At 64.2% G+C, this 22,987-nt stretch carries 19 protein-coding genes; 6 read left to right on the top strand and 13 right to left on the bottom strand.

The window, feature by feature from the left end:
* Positions 1 to 3 precede the first annotated feature (3 nt).
* Both BM222_RS07520 and BM222_RS07515 read right to left on the bottom strand, forming a co-directional pair.
* Positions 4 to 702: a cysteine hydrolase family protein gene (locus tag BM222_RS07520; RefSeq protein WP_092227637.1), complete on the bottom strand. Its 699-nt coding sequence runs from the start codon at positions 700 to 702 to the stop codon at positions 4 to 6.
* 203 nt (positions 703 to 905) lie between these two features.
* Positions 906 to 1,862 (bottom strand): hypothetical protein, encoded by a 957-nt coding sequence (locus BM222_RS07515; RefSeq protein ID WP_092227636.1) that lies wholly within the window; start codon positions 1,860 to 1,862, stop codon positions 906 to 908.
* 162 nt (positions 1,863 to 2,024) lie between these two features.
* Between BM222_RS07515 and BM222_RS07510 the strand changes: the two genes are divergently transcribed.
* Positions 2,025 to 5,498 (top strand): indolepyruvate ferredoxin oxidoreductase family protein, encoded by a 3,474-nt coding sequence (locus tag BM222_RS07510; RefSeq protein ID WP_092227635.1) that lies wholly within the window; start codon positions 2,025 to 2,027, stop codon positions 5,496 to 5,498.
* 136 nt (positions 5,499 to 5,634) lie between these two features.
* Here the strand turns inward: BM222_RS07510 and BM222_RS07505 are convergent, their stop codons facing one another.
* From BM222_RS07505 to BM222_RS07490, 4 genes are all read right to left on the bottom strand, one after another.
* The gene (locus BM222_RS07505; protein WP_092227634.1) at positions 5,635 to 7,356 is read right to left on the bottom strand and encodes an FAD-dependent oxidoreductase; all 1,722 of its coding nucleotides are present in this window, start codon (positions 7,354 to 7,356) and stop codon (positions 5,635 to 5,637) included.
* Positions 7,357 to 7,415: 59 nt separating this feature from the next.
* Complete coding sequence (locus tag BM222_RS07500; RefSeq protein ID WP_092227633.1) at positions 7,416 to 8,435, bottom strand: S1C family serine protease; 1,020 nt, start codon at positions 8,433 to 8,435, stop codon at positions 7,416 to 7,418.
* Positions 8,436 to 8,526: 91 nt separating this feature from the next.
* A complete protein-coding gene (locus BM222_RS07495) occupies positions 8,527 to 8,976 on the bottom strand; it encodes a hypothetical protein (protein WP_092227632.1) in 450 nt (149 codons plus the stop codon).
* A gap of 7 nt (positions 8,977 to 8,983) precedes the next feature.
* Positions 8,984 to 10,630: a GMC family oxidoreductase gene (locus BM222_RS07490; protein ID WP_092227631.1), complete on the bottom strand. Its 1,647-nt coding sequence runs from the start codon at positions 10,628 to 10,630 to the stop codon at positions 8,984 to 8,986.
* Between the two features lie 153 nt (positions 10,631 to 10,783).
* Between BM222_RS07490 and BM222_RS07485 the strand changes: the two genes are divergently transcribed.
* Complete coding sequence (locus BM222_RS07485) at positions 10,784 to 11,572, top strand: thermonuclease family protein (protein ID WP_092227630.1); 789 nt, start codon at positions 10,784 to 10,786, stop codon at positions 11,570 to 11,572.
* A gap of 254 nt (positions 11,573 to 11,826) precedes the next feature.
* Here the strand turns inward: BM222_RS07485 and BM222_RS07480 are convergent, their stop codons facing one another.
* From BM222_RS07480 to BM222_RS07455, 6 genes are all read right to left on the bottom strand, one after another.
* Positions 11,827 to 12,438 carry a DedA family protein gene (locus BM222_RS07480; RefSeq protein WP_092227629.1) on the bottom strand — a complete coding sequence of 204 codons (612 nt, stop codon included), beginning with the start codon at positions 12,436 to 12,438 and terminating at the stop codon, positions 11,827 to 11,829.
* On the bottom strand, positions 12,435 to 13,025 hold the full coding sequence (locus tag BM222_RS07475) for a class I SAM-dependent methyltransferase (RefSeq protein WP_092227764.1): 591 nt from the start codon (positions 13,023 to 13,025) through the stop codon (positions 12,435 to 12,437). The genes BM222_RS07480 and BM222_RS07475 overlap by 4 nt, the downstream gene beginning before the upstream one ends.
* A 203-nt stretch (positions 13,026 to 13,228) precedes the next feature.
* Positions 13,229 to 13,618 (bottom strand): cytochrome o ubiquinol oxidase subunit IV, encoded by a 390-nt coding sequence (gene cyoD, locus BM222_RS07470; protein WP_092227628.1) that lies wholly within the window; start codon positions 13,616 to 13,618, stop codon positions 13,229 to 13,231.
* On the bottom strand, positions 13,615 to 14,256 hold the full coding sequence (locus tag BM222_RS07465; protein ID WP_092227627.1) for a cytochrome (ubi)quinol oxidase subunit III: 642 nt from the start codon (positions 14,254 to 14,256) through the stop codon (positions 13,615 to 13,617). The genes cyoD and BM222_RS07465 overlap by 4 nt, the downstream gene beginning before the upstream one ends.
* Positions 14,256 to 16,259 (bottom strand): cytochrome o ubiquinol oxidase subunit I, encoded by a 2,004-nt coding sequence (gene cyoB / locus BM222_RS07460; protein WP_092227763.1) that lies wholly within the window; start codon positions 16,257 to 16,259, stop codon positions 14,256 to 14,258. Before cyoB ends, BM222_RS07465 begins: the two co-directional genes overlap by 1 nt.
* Entirely contained in the window at positions 16,249 to 17,082 is an 834-nt protein-coding gene (locus tag BM222_RS07455) for a cytochrome ubiquinol oxidase subunit II family protein (protein ID WP_092227626.1), read from the bottom strand. The genes cyoB and BM222_RS07455 overlap by 11 nt, the downstream gene beginning before the upstream one ends.
* Before the next feature lie 253 nt (positions 17,083 to 17,335).
* Here BM222_RS07455 and BM222_RS07450 point away from each other — a divergent pair, with 253 nt between their 5' ends.
* The gene (locus BM222_RS07450) at positions 17,336 to 18,136 is read left to right on the top strand and encodes an SDR family NAD(P)-dependent oxidoreductase (protein ID WP_092227625.1); all 801 of its coding nucleotides are present in this window, start codon (positions 17,336 to 17,338) and stop codon (positions 18,134 to 18,136) included.
* Positions 18,137 to 18,155: 19 nt separating this feature from the next.
* Here BM222_RS07450 and BM222_RS07445 read toward each other — a convergent pair whose 3' ends face one another.
* The gene (locus BM222_RS07445) at positions 18,156 to 19,457 is read right to left on the bottom strand and encodes a PQQ-dependent sugar dehydrogenase (RefSeq protein ID WP_502690874.1); all 1,302 of its coding nucleotides are present in this window, start codon (positions 19,455 to 19,457) and stop codon (positions 18,156 to 18,158) included.
* Positions 19,458 to 19,662: 205 nt separating this feature from the next.
* Between BM222_RS07445 and BM222_RS07440 the strand changes: the two genes are divergently transcribed.
* The 3 genes from BM222_RS07440 to BM222_RS07430 all read left to right on the top strand — a co-directional run bounded on the left by BM222_RS07440 (position 19,663) and on the right by BM222_RS07430 (position 22,978).
* Positions 19,663 to 20,856 carry a urate hydroxylase PuuD gene (locus BM222_RS07440; protein ID WP_177243056.1) on the top strand — a complete coding sequence of 398 codons (1,194 nt, stop codon included), beginning with the start codon at positions 19,663 to 19,665 and terminating at the stop codon, positions 20,854 to 20,856.
* Between the two features lie 145 nt (positions 20,857 to 21,001).
* On the top strand, positions 21,002 to 21,856 hold the full coding sequence (locus BM222_RS07435) for a VOC family protein (protein ID WP_092227622.1): 855 nt from the start codon (positions 21,002 to 21,004) through the stop codon (positions 21,854 to 21,856).
* A gap of 165 nt (positions 21,857 to 22,021) precedes the next feature.
* Entirely contained in the window at positions 22,022 to 22,978 is a 957-nt protein-coding gene (locus BM222_RS07430; protein WP_092227621.1) for a lytic transglycosylase domain-containing protein, read from the top strand.
* The last annotated feature ends 9 nt before the right edge of the window (positions 22,979 to 22,987 follow it).

Here is a 22,987-nt window from a genome sequence, read left to right as displayed (position 1 = left end):
CCCCTATGTGGTCGAAATCTTCATCGCCTCCAGAACTGCGGCCGAGTCTGCGACCCAGCCGAAGATGCCGCCCTGGGCCTTGATCATCTTCAGGCCCATCTCGTGAAATTCGGGGAAATAGGACGCGCAGCCGTCCGAAATGACGACGCAGCGATAGCCGCGATCATTGGCCTCGCGCACGGTGGTGTTGACGCATACCTCCGTGGTGACACCGCACACCAGCAAGTTCTCGATGCCGTATTTCTCGAGCACGTCTGTCAACTCGGTGGCGTAGAATGCGCCCTTGCCGGGCTTGTCGATCACGACCTCGCTGTCGAGCGGATAAAGCTCGGGGATGATGTCGTGACCGGCTTCCCCGCGAATGAGAATGCGGCCCATCGGACCGGCATCGCCGATGCGCAACGACGGCGCGCCGCGCTCGACCTTTGCAGGAGGCGCGTCGGAGAGGTCAGGCAAATGGCCCTCGCGCGTGTGAATCACCAGCATGCCGGTGTCGCGCGCGGCCTTCAGCACCGCACCGATCGGCTTCACGGCGCGCGCAAGCTGGCTGACGTCGTTGCCAAGCGTTTCGCCAAAGCCACCGGGCTCCATGAAGTCGCGCTGCATGTCGATGATCACAAGCGCTGTCGACGACCAATCGAGCTTGATCGGCTCGGGCTCGGCGCTGATGACGCCCAGTGTCGGCTTCGTTGAGTTCAACATGACGAGGCCCCGCGAGAACTCTCTTTGTCAGGAGTTCTGCAAGCGCCGTGCCATTGTGTACAATCGCGTGAGCGTCAGGGCCGCAAGGGAAATCGTTGTGCACTCAGAAGGTTACGTCAGAGATCGACTCCTGCTTATTCCCTGTGCGTCGGCTTTTGCGACGTGCATTTGCTTAAAGGATGAGCGGCCGTGAGGCGCACTTCTTAGCGGCCAGTATCACCATACAGCCGCCGATACTCCTCCTCATACGGCGCATAGGAGTCCTTCAGCGTCGCCATGTTGAGCAGCATCGTTGCGACCATCGCGCCCGCCTTGTCGAACACGCGCGTCTTCACCCAGGCGCTCTCGGTGCGGCGGCTGCCGGACAGCGCGACCACCTCGCGCTCCACCTCGTACTCCTCGCCGACGAAAAGTGGTCCCCTCACCAGCCGGATCTCCTGGTCGGCGAACAAGCCGACGGCCGGCCCCTTCGCCGGCAGCGGATCTTCCTTGGAGCGGTACTGGAACAGCACGCTCAGCATCTCCATCGGAATGATGGCTTGTCCCCAGGGATTGTCGGCGCCCGAATAGTAGGCCGAGTTCTCGGTGATGACAGCGAGCTTCTGCCTCAGCGAAAACGGATAGAGGTCGCCCATGTTCTGATCGAACGCCATCCGCACCGTCTGTCGCTTGCTGGTCTGCGCCACCTTGACGTCGCGCAGGATCACGGGATCGACGAGCGGCTTGAGCTCGGTCAGGCGCGCCTCGAGCGCTGTGGCATTGCCGGGATCACCGACCGACGCCGTGCCCCGCAGCACCTCGGTGCCGTCGCGCTTCACCATCTGGATCTGGCACTGGCTCGTTCCGGACAAAGGTTTTGACAGGATCGCCTGCACCTCCTCGCCCTCATAGCAGACGCTGCGATAATGCGCGGAGAGACAGCCGCTCTCAAACCACGCCTGCCCCCAGAGACGCGCACCGAGCGGCGCGAACTGGCTGAAATGCGTCGGCCCCTCGATGGTGCCACCCTTGAACCCGAGCTTCTGCGCGGTGGCATCGTCGTGGATGGACGCGTGTGCGTCGTACACCTGCGCGTGCAGCATCTGGCGCGGCTGACGCCACGGCCCGATCAGGGCCTCGGCGGTCTCGGTGATCTCAGTATTGAACACACTTGCAGTCATGGGCTCCTCCGCAGGCAGCCATGACTAGCAGGCCCGCCACGGATGCGGCCAGCGATATTGACTTCGGTGCCCCATGCTTTTGACTGGCAACACCCGCTTCGCAAGTCGCCGCTCTTTCCGTGGCGCAAAATTCCTACCGGACACGAGACAAGGACGCCTGAAATGACGCTGTTGCAGGTCGAGCTGGACGATAAATACCGGCTCGGATCGAAGCGGATATTCCTGTCCGGCACCCAGGCCCTGGTCCGCTTGCCCATGTTGCAGCGCGAACGCGACCGGCGCCAGGGGCTCAACACCGGCGGCTTCATCTCGGGTTATCGCGGTTCCCCGCTCGGCATGTACGACCACGCGCTGTGGCGCGCCAAGTCGCACCTCCAGCAGCACGACATCGCTTTCGTCCCCGGCCTGAACGAGGACCTGGCTGCGACCGCCGTCTGGGGCAGCCAGCAGGTCGGGCTGTTTCCGGGCGCCAAGGTCGATGGCGTGTTCGGCATCTGGTACGGCAAGGGCCCCGGCGTGGACCGCTCCGTCGATGCGCTCAAGCATGCCAACGCAGCCGGCACCTCGCTCAATGGCGGCGTACTGGCGCTCGCCGGCGATGACCATGGCTGCCAGTCTTCGACGCTGGCGCATCAGAGCGAGCAGGTGTTCGCTGCGGCAATGATCCCCGTGATCAATCCGGCCACGCTGCAGGATTACCTCGATCTCGGCCTCTACGGCTTTGCGCTCTCGCGCTTCTCCGGCTGCTGGGTCGGCTTCAAGGCGATCAGCGAGACGGTTGAAAGCTCGGCCTCGATTGAGAGCGACCCTGAACGCATCAAGATCGTGCTCCCCGACGATTTCGAGATGCCGCCGGGCGGCCTCAATATCCGCTGGCCCGATCCGCCGCTGGAGGCGGAGAAGCGCCTGTTCGGCCCGAAGATGGCGGCGGTGCAGGCTTTCACCCGCGCCAACCAGCTCGATCGCATCGTGCTCGATTCCAAGCCGGCGCGGCTCGGCATCGTCGCGACCGGCAAGGCATATCTCGATCTGCGCCAGGCACTCGCTGAATTAGGCATTACCGACAAGGATGCCCGGGATCTGGGCTTGCGCATCTACAAGGTCGCGCTGACCTGGCCGCTGGAGGAAAGCGGTGCCAAGCGTTTCGCCGAAGGGCTTCAGGACGTGCTGGTGGTCGAGGAGAAGCGCGGCTTCATCGAAGACCAGCTGATGCGCATCCTCTACAACATCGACGCCTCAAAGCGTCCGACGGTCACAGGCAAGCGCGACGAAAGCGGCGCGCCGCTGCTCCCGAGCGAAGGCGAACTGACGCCGACGATCGTCGCGGGCGCGCTGGTGGCGCGCTTGCGCAAGCTCGGGCATCACAGCCCGGTGCTGGAGCAGCGCCTCGCCCGGCTCGAGGCCTTCGACAATCCCGTCACGTCAAGCGCGCAGATCAAGCTCGCGCGTACGCCGTTCTTCTGCTCCGGCTGCCCGCACAATTCCTCGACCCGCGTGCCCGAGGGAAGTCGCGCCATGGCCGGCATCGGCTGCCACGGCATGGCGCTCAGCATGCCGACGCGCCGCACCGATCTGATCTCGCATATGGGCGCCGAAGGCGTGAACTGGATCGGCCAGTCGCCCTTCACCACCGAGAAGCACATTTTCCAGAATCTCGGCGACGGCACCTACACGCATTCCGGCTTGCTGGCGCTGCGCGCGGCATCGGCCGCCGGCATCAACATCACCTACAAGATCCTCTACAACGACGCGGTGGCGATGACCGGCGGCCAGCCGGCCGAGGGCGCCTTCAACGTTGCGCAGATCGCGCATCAGGTCTGGGCGGAGGGCGTCAAGCGGCTCGCGATCGTCTCGGACGACCCGACCAAATACCCTGAGGGCAATTACTTCCCGCAAGGCGCGACCATCCATCACCGCCGCGAGCTCGATGCGGTGCAGCGCGAGCTGCGCGATATCAAGGGCCTGACGGTCGTGATCTACGACCAGACCTGCGCCGCCGAAAAGCGCCGCCGCCGCAAGCGCGGGCTCTATCCCGATCCTGCCAAGCGCGCTTTCATCAACGAGCTCGTTTGCGAGGGCTGCGGCGATTGCTCGCAGGCCTCCAACTGCGTCTCGGTGCAACCGCTGGAGACCGAGCTCGGCCGCAAACGGCAGATCGACCAGTCGAACTGCAACAAGGACTTTTCCTGCGTCGAAGGCTTTTGCCCGAGCTTTGTCACCGTGCATGGCGGCTCGCTCAAGCGCATGAAGAGTTCGGCGCTCGATTCCGGGCAGCTCTTCGCGGACCTGCCGCTACCACCGGCGCGTGAGCTTGACGGTCCCTACAACATCCTCGTCACCGGCATCGGTGGCACCGGCGTCATCACCATTGGCGCCCTGCTCGGCATGGCCGCTCATGTCGACGGCCGCGGCTGTTCGGCGCTGGACTTCACCGGTTTGTCGCAGAAGAACGGCGCGGTGATGAGCCATGTCCGCATCGCGCCGAAGCCGGACGATATTTCGGCGGTCCGCATCACCACGGGCGGCGCCGACGTCATCCTCGGCTGCGACATGATCGTCTCGGCCGGCCCGACTGCGCTGAGCCGCGCCGAGCGTGGCGCGACCAGGGCCTATATCAACGCTGATTTGCAGCCGACCGCGAGCTTCGTGCAAAATCCAGACATCGATTTCGAGATGGGCGCGATGCAGACCGTGCTGCGCGACGCCGTCGGCGACAAGAACCTCGACATCATCGACGCCACAGGCATTGCCGCGGCGCTGATGGGCGACAGCATCGCGACCAATCCCTTCATGCTCGGCTTCGCCTTCCAGAAGGGCGCGATCCCGCTGTCGCTGGAGGCCCTGCTCCGCGCCATCGAGATCAACGGCGCCGCGATCGAGATGAACAAGCTCGCCTTCACCTGGGGCCGCCTCGCGGCCCACGACATGTCGCGGGTGCGCAGCGTGCTCCAGTTCAAGAGCCGCGCGTCGGTTTCGACTAGGTCGCTCGACGACATCATCGCGACGCGCGCGGAATTTCTGACCGGCTATCAGGACAAGGCCTACGCGGGTCGCTATCTCGCGGCCGTTGCCAAGGTCCGGAAGGCGGAGAGCGCGGCCTCGGCGTCCACGGAGCTGACCGAGGCGGTGGCGAAGAACCTGTTCAAGCTGATGTCTTACAAGGACGAATACGAGGTCGCGCGGCTCTATACCGACGGCAGCTTTGCCAAAAAGCTGTCGGAGAAATTCGACGGCGATTTCACGTTGAAGTACCATCTCGCTCCGCCGATTTTTGCGAGGCGCGACAAGACGAATGGCCGGCTTCAGAAGCAGGAGTTCGGCGGCTGGATCATCCATGCCTTCCGCATTCTAGCAAAGCTGAAATTCTTGCGCGGCGGAGCGTTCGACCCGTTCGGCCGCACCGAGGAGCGCCGCAGCGAGCGGAAATTGGTCGCGGATTACCTTGAGATGATCGATCAGCGGATCGTTGGGCTGAGGCCCGAGCAGATTCCGCTGCTGGCGCGGCTCGCCCGCGTGCCGGAGACGATCCGCGGCTTCGGCCACGTCAAGGAAGCCAACATCAAGCTGGCTGCGGCGGAGAAGGCGCGGCTGGAAGCAGAGCTGGAGAACAGCCGGTTTGCGGCGGCAGCGGAGTAGCGGTGAGGGACGCAAGTCTCCCTCCACGCGTCATTCCGAGGAGCCCTTGCGGCGAAGCAATCCAGGCTGCCTCCGCCGAGAGATTTGTGGATGCTTCGCTACGCTCGCAACGACGCGGATATAGCCGGGACGATTGTCAGACGGACACCTTCGTGGGACTCGTCGCTGCTGCCACCCCCTCCGCCAAATGCCGTCCCGCGATATACCCGAACGTCAGCGCCGGCCCGAGCATGATCCCCGGCGCCGGTTGGTTCCCGTTCATGATCGAGCCCATGTCATTGCCGCAGGCGTAGAGCCCCGCAATCGGCGTGCCGTCCTGGCGCAGCACCCGCGCCTGCGCATCGACCTTCATGCCGATCGCCGTGCCGAGATCGGCGGGGTAGATTCGCAGCGCGAAGAACGGTGCCCCAAGGATCGGCGCGACGCATGGATTGGGCTTGTGGCTGATATCACCGAGATGCCGCTGATAGAGGGTGCTGCCGCGGCCGAACTCGGGATCGCGCCCCTCCTTCGCATCGGAATTGTAGCTCGCAATCGTCGCGGCGAGCACGCTCGGCTTGATGCCGGTCTTCGCCGCAAGCTGCGCGATGTCGGGCGCCTCGATCAACTCGCCCTTCGCCACATAGCGCCGGAGATTGCGCGTGAACGGCTTGATGCGACCAAGGCCGTAGGTCCACAGGAACTGGCGATCGCAGACCAGATAGAACGGACGGTCCGGTTCGCCACTGCCATCGCGTAGCATGGCGAGCACGAACTCGTGGTAGGACAGCGCCTCGTTGACGAAGCGGCGGCCAGCGGCGTTGACAGCGATCACGCCGGGCTTGGCGCGCTCGGTGATCGTGTGCGGAAACACGCCGCGGCTGCCGTCGGCGCGACGGAACAGCGAGACGGGCACCCAATAGGCCGGGCTCGTCGCGTCGACGTTCAGCGCTGCACCGACTGCCGTCGCGAGGCGAAGACCATCCCCCGTGGCCGAGGTGTTCGTTGCCGAGACAAATCCAGCAGCAGGCGGGAAGAAGCGCTTGCGCAGGGTCGCGTCGTGCGAGAAGCCGCCAGTTGCGACCACCACGCCGCGGCGCGCCGCAATCCAGCGGTCACGTGCGCCATGGCGGATCACCACACCGCGGACGCCATCGCCCTGCACCGACAAATCCTCGACATCGGCGCTAAAGAGGATCTCGACCCGCCGCGTCAGCAGCGAGGCATAGAGCCGTGCCGCGAGCGCATTGCCGAGATGCAGTGTCGTTCCCCGCGGGCTGCGCAGCCGCTGCAGCGCGTACCCGGAAAGGAGCCGCGCCGCGCGCAAGGTCGGGCGCAGCGATTTTCCGGCCCCGCGCAGATGCAGGATGTCACGTCGATCGACCATCATTCCGCGGAATATTGTCAACTCCGGCATCGGCGCGCGCAGTCGCGCGAAATGCGCGCCCAGCCGGGTGCCGTCGAAGACGACCGGCTCGAGCACACGCCCCGACCTCGCGCCCAGCAGCTCCGGATAATGATCCGGATAGGCTTTTACCGGTTGAAGGCGCACTTCGGTGTTGGCCTCGAGCCAGGCGACCGCCTCCGGCCCGCGGGCGAGGAAGGCAGCGCGCAAGCCGGCATTGGTCGGCTCAGGCACCGTGCTCGACAGATAGCGAACGGCATCCGTAATGCTGTCAGACAGCCCCGCCTCTTTCATCTTTGGATTGGCGGGAATCCAGACCATGCCGTCGGACCACGCCGTGGTGCCGCCGACAAAGGCAGTCTTCTCGATCACGAGCACGCGCAGACCTTCGGTGGCGGCGACCGCCGCAGCCGTCATGCCACCGGCGCCAGCGCCGATGACAATGACGTCGTAGGTCTCATGCGCCGGCATCATGCGGCGGGTTTCCGAGGACAACGCATGGCACCGTCATACCTCGCCCGAGGGCACCCACGCTAGCGGGCCGGCTTGCGCTCGATCGGATCGATATCGATCGCCCGCAGGCGGCCGAGCCGCAGCACGTCCATGGCGAGGCGGCGGCCGATCCGGTCGCGGTCGAGCGCGCGGATCAGATCGTCGACGCCGTTGATGTCGACACCATCGAGCTTGATCACGACGTCACCGGGCAGCAGACCCGCCTTCGCCGCAGGTCCATCCGGCTCGATCTGCATAAGGAGCGCGCCCATCTCGTTCTCGACGCCGGCCAGCATCGCATGGCGGCGCGGCACCGGCGCGGTCTGCCCGGCAACGCCGATAAAGGCGCGGCGAACGTAGCCGTGACGGATGATCTCCGACAGCACGAATTGCGCCGTGTTGCTGGCGACCGCGAAGCATATGCCTTGCGCACCGTTGATGATGGCCGTGTTGATGCCGATCACCTCGGCATTCGACGACACCAACGGTCCGCCGGAATTGCCGGGATTGAGCGCGGCGTCGGTCTGGATCACGTCCTCGATGGTGCGGCCGCTGACCGAGCGGATCGAGCGCCCGAGCGCCGACACCACGCCGGCGGTGACGGTCGATTCAAAACCGAGCGGGTTACCGATTGCGATCACGAGCTGACCGCGCCGCAGCGTCTTGGAATTGCCAAGCGCGGCATAAGGCAGGTCGCGCACGCCGTTGGCGCGCAACAACGCGAGGTCCGTATCAGGATCGACGCCGAGCACCCGGGCGTCGCCCACATTGCCCTCGACGTCGCGCAGCCTGATCTCCCTGGAGGCGCCAACCACATGGCTGTTGGTGAGCACCAACCCGTCCGGCGAGATCACGATGCCGGAGCCGAGCCCGCCGCGCTCGCGGCCGTTCGGCACCTTTGGCCCGGTCTCGACACGCACGACCGCGGGGCCGACGCGGTCGGTCACGTCGATCACGGCATTGGAATAGGCGTCCAGCAGGGCCCGGTCATCGAGCGGAGCAGACGCTGTCGTTCGCGATGACGGCGCGTCATCGACGATGTCTGAAGTGAAATCCAGCATGGTAGGAGTCCTTGAGGCTCACACAGATGGTGGCCTGTTCCCTCTCGCGCAAGGTGCCTGCCCCGGACCCCGGGCTGGACTGCCCAGATGGCTAGGGCGCTCGCCGCAGCGATCCGCCCCTCGCCTTGACGGGATCGAGCAGCGACCAGTCGCCGTCCGGGAGCACATGGCCCCTGGGGAACGGTGCGCGCAGCTCGAGGCCGAGCGAGCGCAGCACGCGGTCGTCGCGATAGTAGCATTGCAGAACGACGCGAACGAGCGTTGCCGCGGCCGCGCCGCCGTGCTTGCGAAACTCCTGCGCCACTGCATCGCGCTTCGTAGCCTCGAGCTCCGCGAGCGGCCGACCTGCGAGCCGCGCCAGATGGTCCAGCGCCGTCGCGACCAATTTGGTGTCGCGGCCGAGCGTCGCAAGGATATCGGCCTGGATCGCGGCGTCGTCGGCGCCGGGCACCTTGTACTCGTCACTGGCGGGAACGATCATCCCCGCGACGGTGCGGAGGTCGTCGCGCTGCGCGCGCGTGAGCTGAAGACTTTCAGACATGAGGGCCTCAGTCGAACAAATTGGCGAGACGCTGCTTCATCTGGTCGGCGATGTAGAGCGCGAGGGCCTGGATGGTGGACGTCGGGTTCACGCCGCCCGAGGTGACGAAGATGCTGCCGTCGACGATGAACAGGTTTTTGACGTCGTGCGTGCGGCCCCACTCGTTGACGACTGAGCGCTTGGGATCGGTGCCCATCCGCGCGGTACCGAGCAGATGCCAGCCGCCCCAGGGGATCGGCGAGTTGACGCAGATGTCGGTTGCCCCCGCCGTCTCGAGGATCTCGCGTCCGCGGGCGAGCGCATGGTCCATCATCCTCTGGCTGTTCTCGCTGATCGTGTAGTTGATCTTCGGCGCAGGGATGCCGTGGCTGTCCTTCAGCACGGGATCGAGCGTGACCTGGTTGTGCTCCTCCGGCAGATCCTCGCAGATCGCGGAGAAGCCCAGCCGATGGCCGTTGAGCTTGCGGAAAACGCGGTGATGATCCTCGCCCCACGGCAGAATACCCTTCTGCTCGCTGACCACAGCCTCGAACACCGGCCCAGCCCCGCGCACGAACTGGACGCCATAGCCGCGCACGAAGCCGCGCGACAGGTCCGTGTCGTACCACTCCTTGCTCCACAGGCAGGTCGGCGGTGCACGGTTGGAGTCGGTCGGCTCCTTCACGTAGCCGTAGATCTGCGCGTAGGGATGGAACATCAGATTCTTGCCGACGAGGCCCGACGAATTGGCAAGACCGTTCGGAAAGCGATCGGACTTCGAGTTGAGCAGCAGCCGCGGCGTGCCGACGCCGTTGCAGGCGATGATCACGACATGCGCCGGCTGGAACTGCTCGATGCCGTCCTTGTCGTAATAGACCACGCCCGTGGCCATGCCGTTCTCGTCCGTGGTGATCTCGCGCACCCGGCAATGCGTGCGCAGCTCGACGCCGGCGCGGATCGCATGCGGCCAATACGTGATGTCGGTCGAGGACTTTGCGCCTTGCGCGCAGGCCGGTGTGCAATGACCGAGATTGATGCAGCGCGCCCGGCCCTCATAGTCCATCGTCGCCACCGTCGTGTCCGACGGCCACCAGTGCCAGCCGAGCTTGTTCATGGCCTTGGCAATGATGGCGCCGGACAGTCCCAGCGGCTGCTGAGGCATCGGCGGATGCGTCAGCGGGGATCGCGGATCGCCTGACAGGCCTGATGTGCCCATCATGCGGTCGTTCTCTTCGAAGAACGGCGTCAGCGTGTCATAGTCGATCGGCCAGTCGTCGGCGACGCCGTCGAGCGTCTTCACCTTGAAGTCAGAGGGATGCAGCCGCGGCCAGTGCGCCGTGTACATCACCGTCGAGCCGCCGACCGCGTTGTAATTGACGACCTTGATCGGCGAATTGTCGTCGTTAACAGGATAGTCCTCGGGCCGGCGACGGACGTTCGGGCTCGACGACCACTCGCCGTAGAACTTGGCCTCCCAGTCCCGGCCCGTACTGGGGTATTCCGCCGGGTTCATCCAGCCTCCCTGCTCCAGGCAGAGAATGTGCATCTTGGTCTCGGCCAACGACCACGCCACCGCGGCGCCCGAAGCGCCGGCGCCGATGATGAGGACGTCCACGGGGTCTTTCTTCAAAATGCCTTCCTCCCGCCCTCGCCGCTTCCCGGGCGATTCGGCCATTACGGCTCACAAAGCGGGGCAAACGATAGGGGCAGAGCGGCCGGCGAGTAAAGGCTCGCGCGCGAATGTCGCACTTCGCACAGCGCAGACCATTGGTCTCGCGACGCCCGGATGCTAGGAACGAGGGGCAAGAGCAATCGATAGCGAGAAATTATGTCCTCGAGGAATTCATTGGCCACCGCCCACGCGTTCGCGCTTGTTTCATTTCTCGCTCTGTCCGGATTCCTGATGACTTCCAGCCCCGCCGCCGCGCTGACTGCGGCTGCGACGGTTCGGGATGGCAATTCGATCCAGCTCGGCGATGTCACCTACCGGCTCGACGGCGTCGACGCGCCCGAGCTGGACCAGGTCTGCATCGACGACCACGCCGATCCCTGGACCTGCGGCATCGAGGCCCGCGACCAGCTCACCAAGCTGATCGGTGGCAAGCCCGTGCGCTGCGACGATGTCGGTCCCGAGAAGAACTTTGGCAAACGCCATCGCGCGATCTGCACGGTCGAGGGTGACAAGGTCTCGTTGAACGAGCAGCTGCTCAAGCTCGGCTTTGCCATCGCGCGCGAGCCGATCAAGGCCAACGTCAAGCCGGCGGCCGCCGAGGCGAAAAACGCGTCAACCGGTATCTGGAAAGGCTGCTTTATTGCACCGCAAGAATTCCGCACTGGCAAGAAGGACGGCCAGCTGCTCGGCAGCGCCTGCCGCTCCGATCGCGACAAGGAGATTCGCGCAGTCCTGTTTCCGGAGGACCTTACGGCCCCGCCGAGCTGCGCCATCAAGGGCAAGCTCGCAGTGCGGGCGCGGGTCACCGGCAATATCGGCATCTATCATTTGCGGGGTTGTCCGAGCTATGCCGCGACCACCAAGCCGGACCGCTGGTTCTGCTCGGAGGATGACGCGCAGGCCTCGGGCTTCCGCAAGGCCTACAATTGCCGTCGGCCAAAGTGAACATTTGGTTCACGCAACCGTGAGTGGTTGTCCGAGACCGTATTGATCCGGAATTGAACTCAAAGGCGAGTTGCTGCACCTATATATGTACGCTAGCGCTTTGCGCGAGCGTTTCCTTGGCGACGATCCGGCTTCGGTCCGATTGTTTTGCTCAGGCGTTTCCTCCCTAGACTTGGGCCGCTTGTCACGAACAAGCGGCCTTCCTTTATGGCCCGGCGCATCGCGATCGATCCCAGCCATTCGGCTGTCGCGGCTCAAGCCCGGCCGCGGATGAAGCGGAATGCGAGAGCAAACATGACCTCGACGACGACAATGCCGCTGATGGCGGTGGAGGCCGCCGTCGACGGATCGATATGACTTTCGCGCAAACCATAGCCCAGCATCAGAAATGGCGCGTTCCAGGCAAGAGCCCCGACGAAGGTCGCCGTCGTGAAGCACGTCAGTGGAATGGCCATCACCCCGGCAGGAAAAGCCATGTAGACGCGGACCAGGGGAATGACCTGGGAGCTCACGGTGATCCAGAACTGGTTGCGGTGGTATGAGCCCGTCAGTTGGCGATATTTTTCGACCCGAAGGCTCAGATAACATCCCGCGCGTTGCACCAATGCCTCACCGCGCTGAGGGCCGAACCACCTCCCCGCCGCGTACCAGATCAGCGAGCCGAGCGTAGAGCCGGCTGTAGTTGCCGCAAGGGCCCAGGGCAAACCGGCCACGTCCGGAACGACGAACATGCCGAGCACGATCAGCACGCCGTAGGACGGTACGATCGGGACAAGCTTTTCCATGGCCGCACACAACGTCAAGCCAAGAACCCCCCAACCGGCCAGATCGGAGACGAAGGCCGGCAAATCGGACAGGCCGGTCATATTCCACCCTCGCGCGATGTCAGCCGTTTGCGCCGGACGATCTTGTAGACCTGGGCGGGCGGAAAATTCCGCAGCACCCGGCCATGGAGACTCGCCTTGAGGCCGAGACGGTCGAGCAAGCGCCGCGGCACCGGGCAACGAACGCCATAGGTGAACTGGTAAAGTGCGCCGCCGTTGCGCAGCAGAGAAAACACGCCGATCAGGATGGCAGTGACCTTTCTGGCCGACATGTTCAGCAATGGCAGTCCGCTGATCGCGCAACCCAAAGATGCGTTGCCGAGCAGGCGGCTGACGCCTAGCCGCGCTGCATCCATCCGGAGCACGCGGGCTTCGGGGAAGCGCAATCGGAGGACACGGGCAAAATCGGAGCCGGATTCGATAAGCGTCAAATCGGTCTGACGGACGCCGCGGGCGAGCAGGGCCTCGGTAAAGACTCCGGTGCCGGGCCCGAGTTCAAGGACCGGTCCATCCGACGGATCGACCTCCCTCGTGATGAGATCTGCAAGCACCGGCCCAGAGGGGGCGATGGCGCCGACCATCAACGGATTGGACGCGAGCGCCCTGAAGAAGAGAAACGTATTGGACATGGAACTCCATCCGCGCACGCCGATCGATTCGGCAGCCTCAGCCAATGAGGGTTAAGGTGCGCGGATTGTGAGAACATTGCGCTTCTGCGCCACTTCGCCAGCCGGCGTCTCCAGCGCCCCGATCTGAATTGTCGAGCCGGACCGCGCTCCCGCCCCTTGTCGTGGGCCGGAGAGACGACATTGCGGATCGCCACGACTTAAGTTCAGCGCGGCATCTGCATGATCTGGTCCATCGGCGGCATGTTCTGGTTGAGATGCGCCATGATCCAGACAGTGCCCCCGACCACCAGGAAGACGACCAGAAGCCCGAAGGCCAACGCCAACACGTTGTTGGTGTTGTCGGGCCCCGTGGTGATGTGCAGGAAGAAGACGAGGTGCACGCCCATTTGCGCAATGGCCAGCACGATCAACGCGACGGGAATCGAAGGCTGCCAGACCAGATTGGTGCCGGCAATGAAGAACGAGGTTGCGGTGAGCAGCAGCGCGAGGCCAAGACCGACGACATAGCCGAGAATGCGCTCGCGGACACTGTGTTGCTCTTCATCGCCAGGCGCGATGTCGTGTTCGACGTGCATGTGCGTCTGATCGCTCATGCGCCACCTCCAAGCAGGTAGACGACGGAAAAAACCCCCACCCAGATGATGTCGAGCGCATGCCAGAACAGCGCAAAGCACATCATCCGGCGCAGGACGTCGGCCCGAAACCCCTTTGCGAACACCTGGGCCATCATGGTGAGCAGCCAGAGCACGCCAGCCGACACGTGCAATCCGTGGCACCCGACCAGCGAGAAGAATGCAGTCAAGAAGGCGCTACGCGAGGGGCCATAGCCGCGGGCGACGAGGTCGGCGAATTCCTTGAACTCGATGGCCAGGAAGATGAGGCCAAGCACGCAGGTGACGGCCATAGCCAGATAGAACCAGAGCCGGTTGCGAACGTCGGCCGCGATGCCGGCCATGCCGCAGGTGAAGCTCGAAAGTAGCAGGCAGACGGTCTCGATCGCGACGTTGCGCTGCTCGAAGATCTCCGAGCCCTTGGGGCCGCCGGCGGTCTGATCGACCAGCACGGCATAGGCCGCAAAGAAGCAGGAGAACATCACGATGTCCGAGAGCAGGAACACCCAGAAGCCGTAGGCGGTGACGATCCGCTTCGGCGCCGGACCCGGATGCTCGGTGGCGCGGCCAATATGATGCGGGTCGGCGTGAGCGTGCCCGAGGGTCGCGGTCATCGTCATCAGAGCGTCCCCGCCAGGCTTACGAGGTTGCGACGCTCCTCGATGTTGATGCGATCAATCCGTTCGACCTCGGCTGCCGGTATGACGTATTCGTCGTGATCACGCCACGCGAACACGACAAAGGTCGCGAACGCTCCGACACCGCCAAGAATGACCATCCACCAGATGTGCCAGATCAACGCAAAGCCCATCACGGTGGCAAAGAATGCGCAGACAAAGCCGGTCGGCGAATTCTTGGGCATCTCAATGTCCTGGTATTCCGGCCCGGAATGATCCTCGAGCTGCTGCTGCTTGGCGTGGTGCTTCAACGCCCAATAGGCATCCTCGCCACGAACATCGGGATCGAAGGCGAAGTTAAAGACCGGTGGCGGGGACGACGTCGCCCATTCGAGTGAACGGCCATCCCAGGGATCCCCGGTGCGATCCCGCAACGCTTCCCGGTTCCGGATACTGACGACGATCTGAGTGACCTGCGCAAGCACGCCGATCGTCAGTAACAACATGCCGAACGCGGCCACCAGCATCCAGGGCCGCCACTCCGCCACGTCGTAATGCTGCATGCGCCGGGTCATGCCCAACATGCCGGCGATATAAAGCGGCATGAACGTGACCCAGAAGCCGACAAAGGTGAACCAGAACCCCACCTTGCCCCAGCGCTCGTCGAGCCGGAAGCCAAACGCCTTCGGGAACCAGTATTCGAACCCCGCGAAAGCGGCGAAGAGGACGCCACCGATGATGACGTTGTGGAAATGAGCAACCAGAAACATGCTGTTGTGAAGCATGAAATCGGCTGGCGGTACCGCGACCAGAACGCCCGTCAGTCCGCCGATGATGAAGGTCACCATGAAGCCGACAGACCACAGCATCGGCGTCGCGAAGCGGATTCGACCGCCATACATGGTGAACAGCCAATTGTAGATTTTCACGCCCGTGGGCACCGCGATGATCATGCTGGCGATGCCGAATATGGCGTTGACATCAGGCCCAGCCCCCATCGTGAAGAAGTGATGCAGCCAGACCATGAAGGAGATGATGCAGATCGCCATGGTGGCGAGCACCATCGAGCGATAGCCGAACAGTGGCTTGCTGGAGAAGGTCGATACGACCTCGGAATAGACACCGAACGCCGGCAGCACCAGAATATAGACCTCGGGATGCCCCCAGGCCCAGATCAGGTTCATGAACATCATGACGTTGCCGCCAGCTTCGTTGGTGAAGAAGTGGAAGCCGAGATAGCGATCGAGCAGCAGCATCGCAAGCGTCGCGGTGAGGATCGGGAAGGCCGCAACGATCAGGAGGTTCGAGGCTAACGTGGTCCAGCAGAACATCGGCATGCGCAGATAGTTCATGCCCTTGGTGCGCAGCTTCAGCACGGTGGTGACGAGATTGATGCCGGCGACGAGCGTGCCGACGCCGGAAATCTGCAGCGACCAGGCGTAATAGTCGACGCCGACGCCCGGTGAGTAGGACAGCTCCGAAAGCGGCGGAAAGGCGAGCCAGCCGGTCCGGGCAAACTCACCGATCACGAGCGACAGATTGACCAGCAGCGCACCGGTCGCAGTCAGCCAGAAGCCGACGGAATTCAATGTCGGAAACGCGACATCGCGCACGCCGAGCTGGAGCGGCACCACCAAATTCATCAGCCCGATCACGAAGGGCATCGCCACGAAGAAGATCATGATGGTGCCGTGCGCCGAGAAGATCTGGTTGTAGTGCTCCGGCGGGAGATACCCCTGTGACTGGTAGGCAATCGCCTGCTGGATCCGCATCATGATGGCGTCGCTGCCGCCGCGCAGCAGCATCACCGAGGCCAACAGGATGTACATGACGCCGATGCGCTTGTGGTCGACGCTCGTGATCCATTCGTGCCAGAGATAGGGCAGATGCCCCTTCACCACGACCCAGGCCAACACGCCCAGGATCACAAGGAGCACCACGCCGCCCGCCGCAAGAGGAATGGGTTGATCCAATGGGATGGCCGACCAATCGAGCTTACCGAGCATCGTGGCCTCCACTGTGGGGACGGCCGGCATCGGAGACGAGCTCCGGCCCCGGTCCCGGCGGGATGTGCTGGGTGGCGATAAGGTCGAACAGGCGCGGGTCTTCCAGGCGATAGGTCGGTCTGCCCTTCTCGATTCCCTGCTGCATCAGCTTCTTGTAGCTGTCTTCGTTCAGCACGGCGTCGGTCTTCGCCGTGGTCGTGACCCAGTCTGGAAAGGCCAGCGGCGAGACGACGTTGACGTCGAACATCATGTCCGGAAAGCCGTCGCCGGAGAAATGCGCTGACAGGCCCTGCAGCTTGCCCTGATTGTCGGCGCGCAGGTTCAGCTTCGTCACCATGCCGTTCATGGTGTAGATCATGCTGCCGAGCTGCGGGATGAAGAACACGTTCATCACGCTGGACGACGTCAGCTGGATGTTCAGTTCGGCGCCGGCCGGCACCGTCAGCGAGTTGACCGTGGCGATGCGCTGGTCCGGATAGATGAAGAGCCATTTCCAGTCGAGCGAGACGGCCTGGATGCGCACGGGGCTGCCTGTGCCGGGAACGGGCGCTGCGGGATCGAGTTGGTGCGAGCCGATCCATGCGACGCCACCGAGCAGGATTACGGTGAGCGCGGGGATCGCCCACACCACCATCTCGACGCGGCCGGAATAGACGAAGTCAGGCCGGTAGCGCGCTTTCGTGTTCGAGGCCCGAAACCAGAACGCAAAAGCCAGGATCGCGAAGATGGTCGGCACCACGATCGCGAGCATGATGAAGACGGAATCAACCAATATGGTGCTGTTGGCCGCAGCCACGGGGCCTTGTGGATCAAGCAGATTCATCGGCAAGCCACTGGTGGTTGGGAATCCCCGGGACGGAGCCTAGCGCAGGACAGGCTCCGGCAGCAAACGCGGTCGCCTGAAGTCGGTTCCTGCGCGGCAGCAAGTCGTTGGCCCAGCATGTGCTTTCGCCGCCGTGCCACAGCCATGCAGGTTCAGTCGGACGGCGTGCGCCTGGCGGCCATCCCGCCGCATGATCCGTCTTCCGCCGCGATCGGCCCGTGCTATCGTGATGAAAAGGCAGGGAGAAAACGTAATGCGTCTGAGAGACAAGGTTGCGATCGTCGTCGGTGCCGGCCAGAGTCCGGGCGAAGGCATGGGCAACGGCCGCGCCACCGCGCTCACCTTCGCGCGCGAGGGCGCCAAGGTGCTGTGTGTCGACCATCATCTGGAGTCGGCCCAGGAAACCGTCGATCTGATCGCTGCCAATCAAGGCACCGCCGTGGCCTTCAAGGCCGACGTGACGAGCTCGGCCGACATCAAGGCGATGGTCGCCGATGCCACATCGCGCTGGGGCCGCATCGACGTGCTGCACAACAATGTCGGCGTCAGCCTGTCCGGCGGTGATGCCGAGCTGCTTCAAATCACCGAGGAGGCGTTCGATCGCGTCGTCGCCATCAATCTGAAGAGCTGCATTCTCGCGGCGAAGGAAGTCATTCCGATCATGCGCGCGCAGAAGAGCGGCGCCATCATCAACATCTCCTCGATGGCTGCGATCACGACCTATCCTTACGTCGCCTACAAGGCGACGAAATCAGCCATGATCGCCTTCACCGAACAGCTCGCCTATCAGAACGCCGAATACGGCATCCGCGCCAACGTCATCCTGCCCGGCCTGATGAACACGCCGATGGCGGTGGACACCCGCGCCCGCGAATGGTCCAAAACCCGCGCCGAAGTCGAAGCCGACCGCGACAGCAAGGTGCCGCTGCGCAAGAAGATGGGCACCGGGTGGGACGTCGCGAATGCCGCGCTGTTCCTGGCGTCGGATGAAGCCAATTTCATCACGGGCGTGACGCTGCCCGTCGATGGCGGCGCGAGCGTCAGGCGGGGGTAAGACGTTTCCCTCGCCCTCGCTAGTGAGTCACCCGCCAGATCGTGCCGCCGGTATCTTCCGAGATCAGCAGGGCGCCATCCTTCGCGACCGCGATGCCGACCGGGCGTCCCCACACCTGGCTGTCGTTCACGACGAAGCCCGTCACAAAGTCCTCATACTCGCCGGTCGGCTTGCCATCTTTCATCCTGATACGGATCACCTTGTAGCCGGTGCGCTTCGAGCGGTTCCAGGAGCCGTGTTCGGCGGCGAAGGCGTCGCCCTGATATTCCGATGGAAACTGCGTGCCCTGGTAGAAGGTCATGCCGAGCGAGGCCGAATGCGGTTGCACCAGCACATCGGGTATCGTCACCTTGTCCTTGAGGTCTGGCCGCGCGCCTGAAAGGCGCGGGTCTTCGTTGTTGCCGATGTAGAACCAGGGCCAGCCGTAGAAGGCGCCCTCCTTCACGCTGGTGACATAGTCGGGCACGAGATCGTCGCCGAGACCATCGCGCTCGTTGGTCGAGCACCAGGGCAATCCCGTCTGCGGCTGGATTGCAAGGCCGACGCAGTTGCGGATGCCGGTGGCGTAAAGCTTGCGATCCTTGCCTTCGGGATCGAATGATAGCACCGCCGCACGCCCGGCCTCATATCCCCAGGATGCACCGAGCGCCTGCGTGCGCGACCAGGCCTCTATGCCGCCTGGTGGGCTGCCCATGCCTTCGCCGACATTGCTGGCGGAGCCAACCGACACCAGCATGCGTTTGCTATCAGGCGTGAACACGATGTCGCGGGTCGAATGGCCCGATGCCTGCGCAAGGTTCGCGACGACGAGGTCAGGCTTGGCCGACGCCTTCAAGTCACCGGTGCGATAGGGAAAGCGAACGACATTGCTGGCAGTGGCGACATAGATCCATTGCGGATTGTCGCCGTTCGGGAAGAAGGCGATGCCGAAAGGACGGGTGAGCCCGCTGGCAAAGACATCGTTGGTCGCAAGCTTGCCGCCCTCCCCGAGACGCAGCGCGCGAATGCGCCCGGGTCCGGTCTCGGCAACGAAGATGTCGCCATTCGGCGCGACGCGCAGCACGCGTGCATCGGAGAGGCCCTCAGCCAACAGCTCGACCTTGAATCCCTCCGGCACGAGCGGCGTCATACGTCCGCGTGCGGTCACCCGCGCGGGGTTTGAGACCGATCGCGAGGCGCCGGGCTTGGCCAGATCCTGTGGGCGGATCAGCCTGACCGTGCCGGGCTTGTCGGCCTGCCAGCTGCCATAGGCGTCCTCGCCCTGCAGAACGGGTTCGGCTTGCGCGCCGGCGCTGGCGACCAAGAGCCATACGGGCACCATCATGTGCGAAACACGAGATATCACGTCGCCTTCCTCCCGGACTTCCCTGCCAAATCCCACGTCAGCTCGTGCCCGCACGATGTGCATTGGGGATGGCCCATCGTACTGGAAAATGGCGCGGATCAGTGCAACACATTGTGAGGGCACGGTCGCCGGCTGCATCATCGACGCTGGCGCATCGACACCACGATTTGATGGGGTGATCATGTGGGGATCGATCGTATCCGAATGGGCGAGCCTGCTGCTGCGCTGGGTGCACGTGGTCGCTGCGATCGCCTGGATCGGCAGCTCGTTCTATTTCATCGCGCTCGACCTCGGCCTCAAGCAAAAGAGCGACCTGCCTGACGGCGTGCAGGGCGAGGCCTGGCAGGTCCACGGCGGCGGCTTCTACCGGATCATGAAATATCTGGTGGCACCAAGCCGGATGCCTGACGAACTGACCTGGTTCAAATGGGAGGCCTACACCACCTGGCTGTCCGGCTTCGCTCTGATGGTGGTGGTTTATTATCTCGATGCCGATCTGTTCCTGATCGACAAGTCGATCCTCGATCTCACGCCATTCCAGGCCGGACTGTTCAGCTTCTCGAGCCTCGCGCTGGCCTGGCTGCTCTATGAGGCCGCCTGCCGCACCGGGTTGGCGCAGCGCGAGCTACCCTTTGCCATCGGCGGCTATCTGTTCCTGGTGGCGCTGACCTACGCCTTCGCCCATGTGCTGAGCGGGCGCGGCGCCTTTAACCAGATCGCGGCGATCATCGGCACCATCATGGTCGCCAATGTCTTTGCGCTGATCATCCCGAACCAGAAGAAGATCGTCGCCAGCCTGATCGCGGGACAGGCGCCTGATCCCAAACTCGGAAAAGCCAGCAAGGAGCGCTCGGTCCACAACAACTATCTGACCTTGCCGGTCGTCGTGCTGATGATCAGCAACCACTATCCCCTGCTCTACGCCACCCGCTTCAACTGGGCCATCGTCGCGATCGTGCTGGCATTGGGGCCCGTGATCCGGCATTTCTTCAACGAGGGCCATGCCGGCCGCAAATCGCCATGGTGGGTGTGGGGCGTGGCAGCAGCGGGCGCGATCGCGATCCTCTTCCTGTCCGCGGCCGGGCCGCGCGAGGTCAAGACGGGCGCGCTGTCGGCGCAGCCGACGCTCGCCGACGTCGAGGAGATCGTGATGTCCCGTTGCAGCATGTGCCACGCGGCCGAACCGGTATGGGCCGGCATCGTGACCGCGCCGAAAGGCATCTTGCTCGACGCGCCCGAGCACGTCCACCGCAACATCCGCCTGATCGGCCGTGTCGCCGCATGGTCCAATGCGATGCCGCCGGGGAACGTCACCGAGATGACCGGCGAAGAGCGCGCCGTCCTCGCCGCCTATATCGGCCAGCAGGATCGCTGACCCCACAACGCGCCGCCCGGCGTTTTCGCGGAATGAAATTCCCTGATCTCCCACTGAATTGAAAATGACTTGATCGCCTATCCGGCGTAGACAGGACAGCGGCCGCCCAGGCCGTCCAAAGTCATTTGCATTCGGGGAAATCACAGTGGCCCTCAAGAACGTCATCGGTATCGACCACGCCGTGGTCATGGTGCGGGACCTCGACAAGGCCGCCGAAAACTACAGGCAGCTCGGTTTCACCCTCTCGCCGCGCGGCACCCACAGCGCGCATATGGGCACCGGCAACTACACCATCATGTTCGACCCTGACTACATGGAGCTGCTCGGTGTGCTGGCGCCAACCGAACACAACGCACCTGCTCGCGCCTTTGTCGAGCGGCAAGGCGAAGGCATCGAGCGCGTCGCCTTCACCGCGATCGATAGCGCCGCCGGCGCCGAAGAAATCCGCGCACGCGGCCTGACGCCGATCGGTCCGACCGATTTCGAGCGGCCGGTGACGCTGCCCGATGGCACGGTCTCGGCCGCCAAATTCCGCACCTTCATGTGGCCGACCGCGGAGGCGCCCGGCGGCGCGCGCATCTTCGCCTGCCAGCACAAGACGCGCGAGACGGTGTGGATCCCCGAGCTGATGAGGCACGCCAATGCGGCGAAGCGGATCAGCGAGGTGCTGATCGCAACGCCCGAGCCCGCGAAGGACGCAGCGCATCTGGCGCGGCTGATCGATCGCGAGCCGAAAGCCGAGGCCGACGGCGCGGTGACGGTGCCATCGGGCGGCGGCCGCGCCGCCTTCGTCTATCTGACGCTGGACCAGCTCGGCAAACGCTATCCCGGAGTGCCGCTCGCAGGCCTGTCCGAACGCGGCGGCGCGGCGCTGGTGCTCGCCAGCGGCGATCTCGCGGCAACCGAGAAAGCGCTGGGTTCAGCGGGTGTCCGCAGCGGAGCCGCGATCGTGGTGCCGCCGGCCAGGGCCAATGGGACCCTGCTCGCCTTCATTGCCTGATGATTTGAACCAATTCTTTAACGCGCGTTTACCCGCCTGCGCCGGGAACACCGTACTAACACCGGCGGCCTCCCGAAATCGCAGCTTCGCCGCAATTACAGTTAAGAAGTCCTTGTTACCGGCGCTCCGCCGGTCGTTCCCCACAGTTCGAGGACTTTCACCGAGATGCGATTTCTCGTCGCGGCTTGCGCTGCGTTCCTGATTCTGATGTGCGACGTCAGCGCACCGCCGCCCCCGCAAACCTCCTCTTTCGATAATGCGACAGCAAAGTCCGATCGCGCGCCCTCGCTGGTTCCGCTCGTCGAACTGTTCCTCGCAAGCGTGCAGGCCATCGAGCTTGCCAATGCGCGCGCCTCGTACGAGGAGACGATCGAGCCGCCGCTGGCAACTGAAACCGCCGAGCAGGCGCCGGCGTCACCTTCGGAGCAATTCTGCCGCGCGTTGAAGCAAGCGGCCGAGGAGAGCGGCATTCCGGTGCCGTTCTTTGCCCGCCTGCTCTGGCAAGAGAGCCGGTTCAAGTCCAACGAGGTCAGCCAGGCCGGCGCGCAAGGCGTCGCGCAATTCATGCCCGAGACAGCTGCCGAGGTCGGGCTCGATGACCCCTTCGATCCCATGAAGGCGCTGCCGGCGTCGGCAAAATTCCTGCGCAAGCTCCGCGACGATTTCGGCAATCTCGGCCTCGCCGCGGCCGCCTACAACGCGGGTCCCGGGCGCATCCAGAAATGGCTCGCCAAGGAGAGCGACCTGCCGCGCGAGACGCGCGACTATGTCCGCATCATCACCGGCACCAAGGCCGAGGACTGGACCGAGCGCTCGGACGCGCTGGCGATCCGGATCGACCTGCCGCGCGAGGCGCCGTGCGAGGGTGTCGGCAGCCTGTCCAAGACCAAGGACGTCGCTTGGGTCCCGGTGAACCTCACGCCCTCGACCGCGACAATCATCCGGAAGGCCGAACAGTTGGCGGCGCGGCTCTCGGCCAACCGCGCCCGCAAGCGCCTCGTTGCCCTGCTGCACAAGAACGGCACAGCCCACGGCAAGGCGCGCAGCATGATCGCCGCGCGCGCAAAGGGTGCGAAGGTCCACGCTATCCGGGTCGCGGCGCGCGAGCGCTCTTCGGGCTGATGGAGCGAC

Source organism: Bradyrhizobium sp. Gha (genome assembly GCF_900113735.1).
Classification (GTDB): Bacteria; Pseudomonadota; Alphaproteobacteria; order Rhizobiales; family Xanthobacteraceae; genus Bradyrhizobium.
Note: the sequence above shows the minus strand (reverse complement) of the source record. Positions and strands in the feature narration are given on the sequence as shown.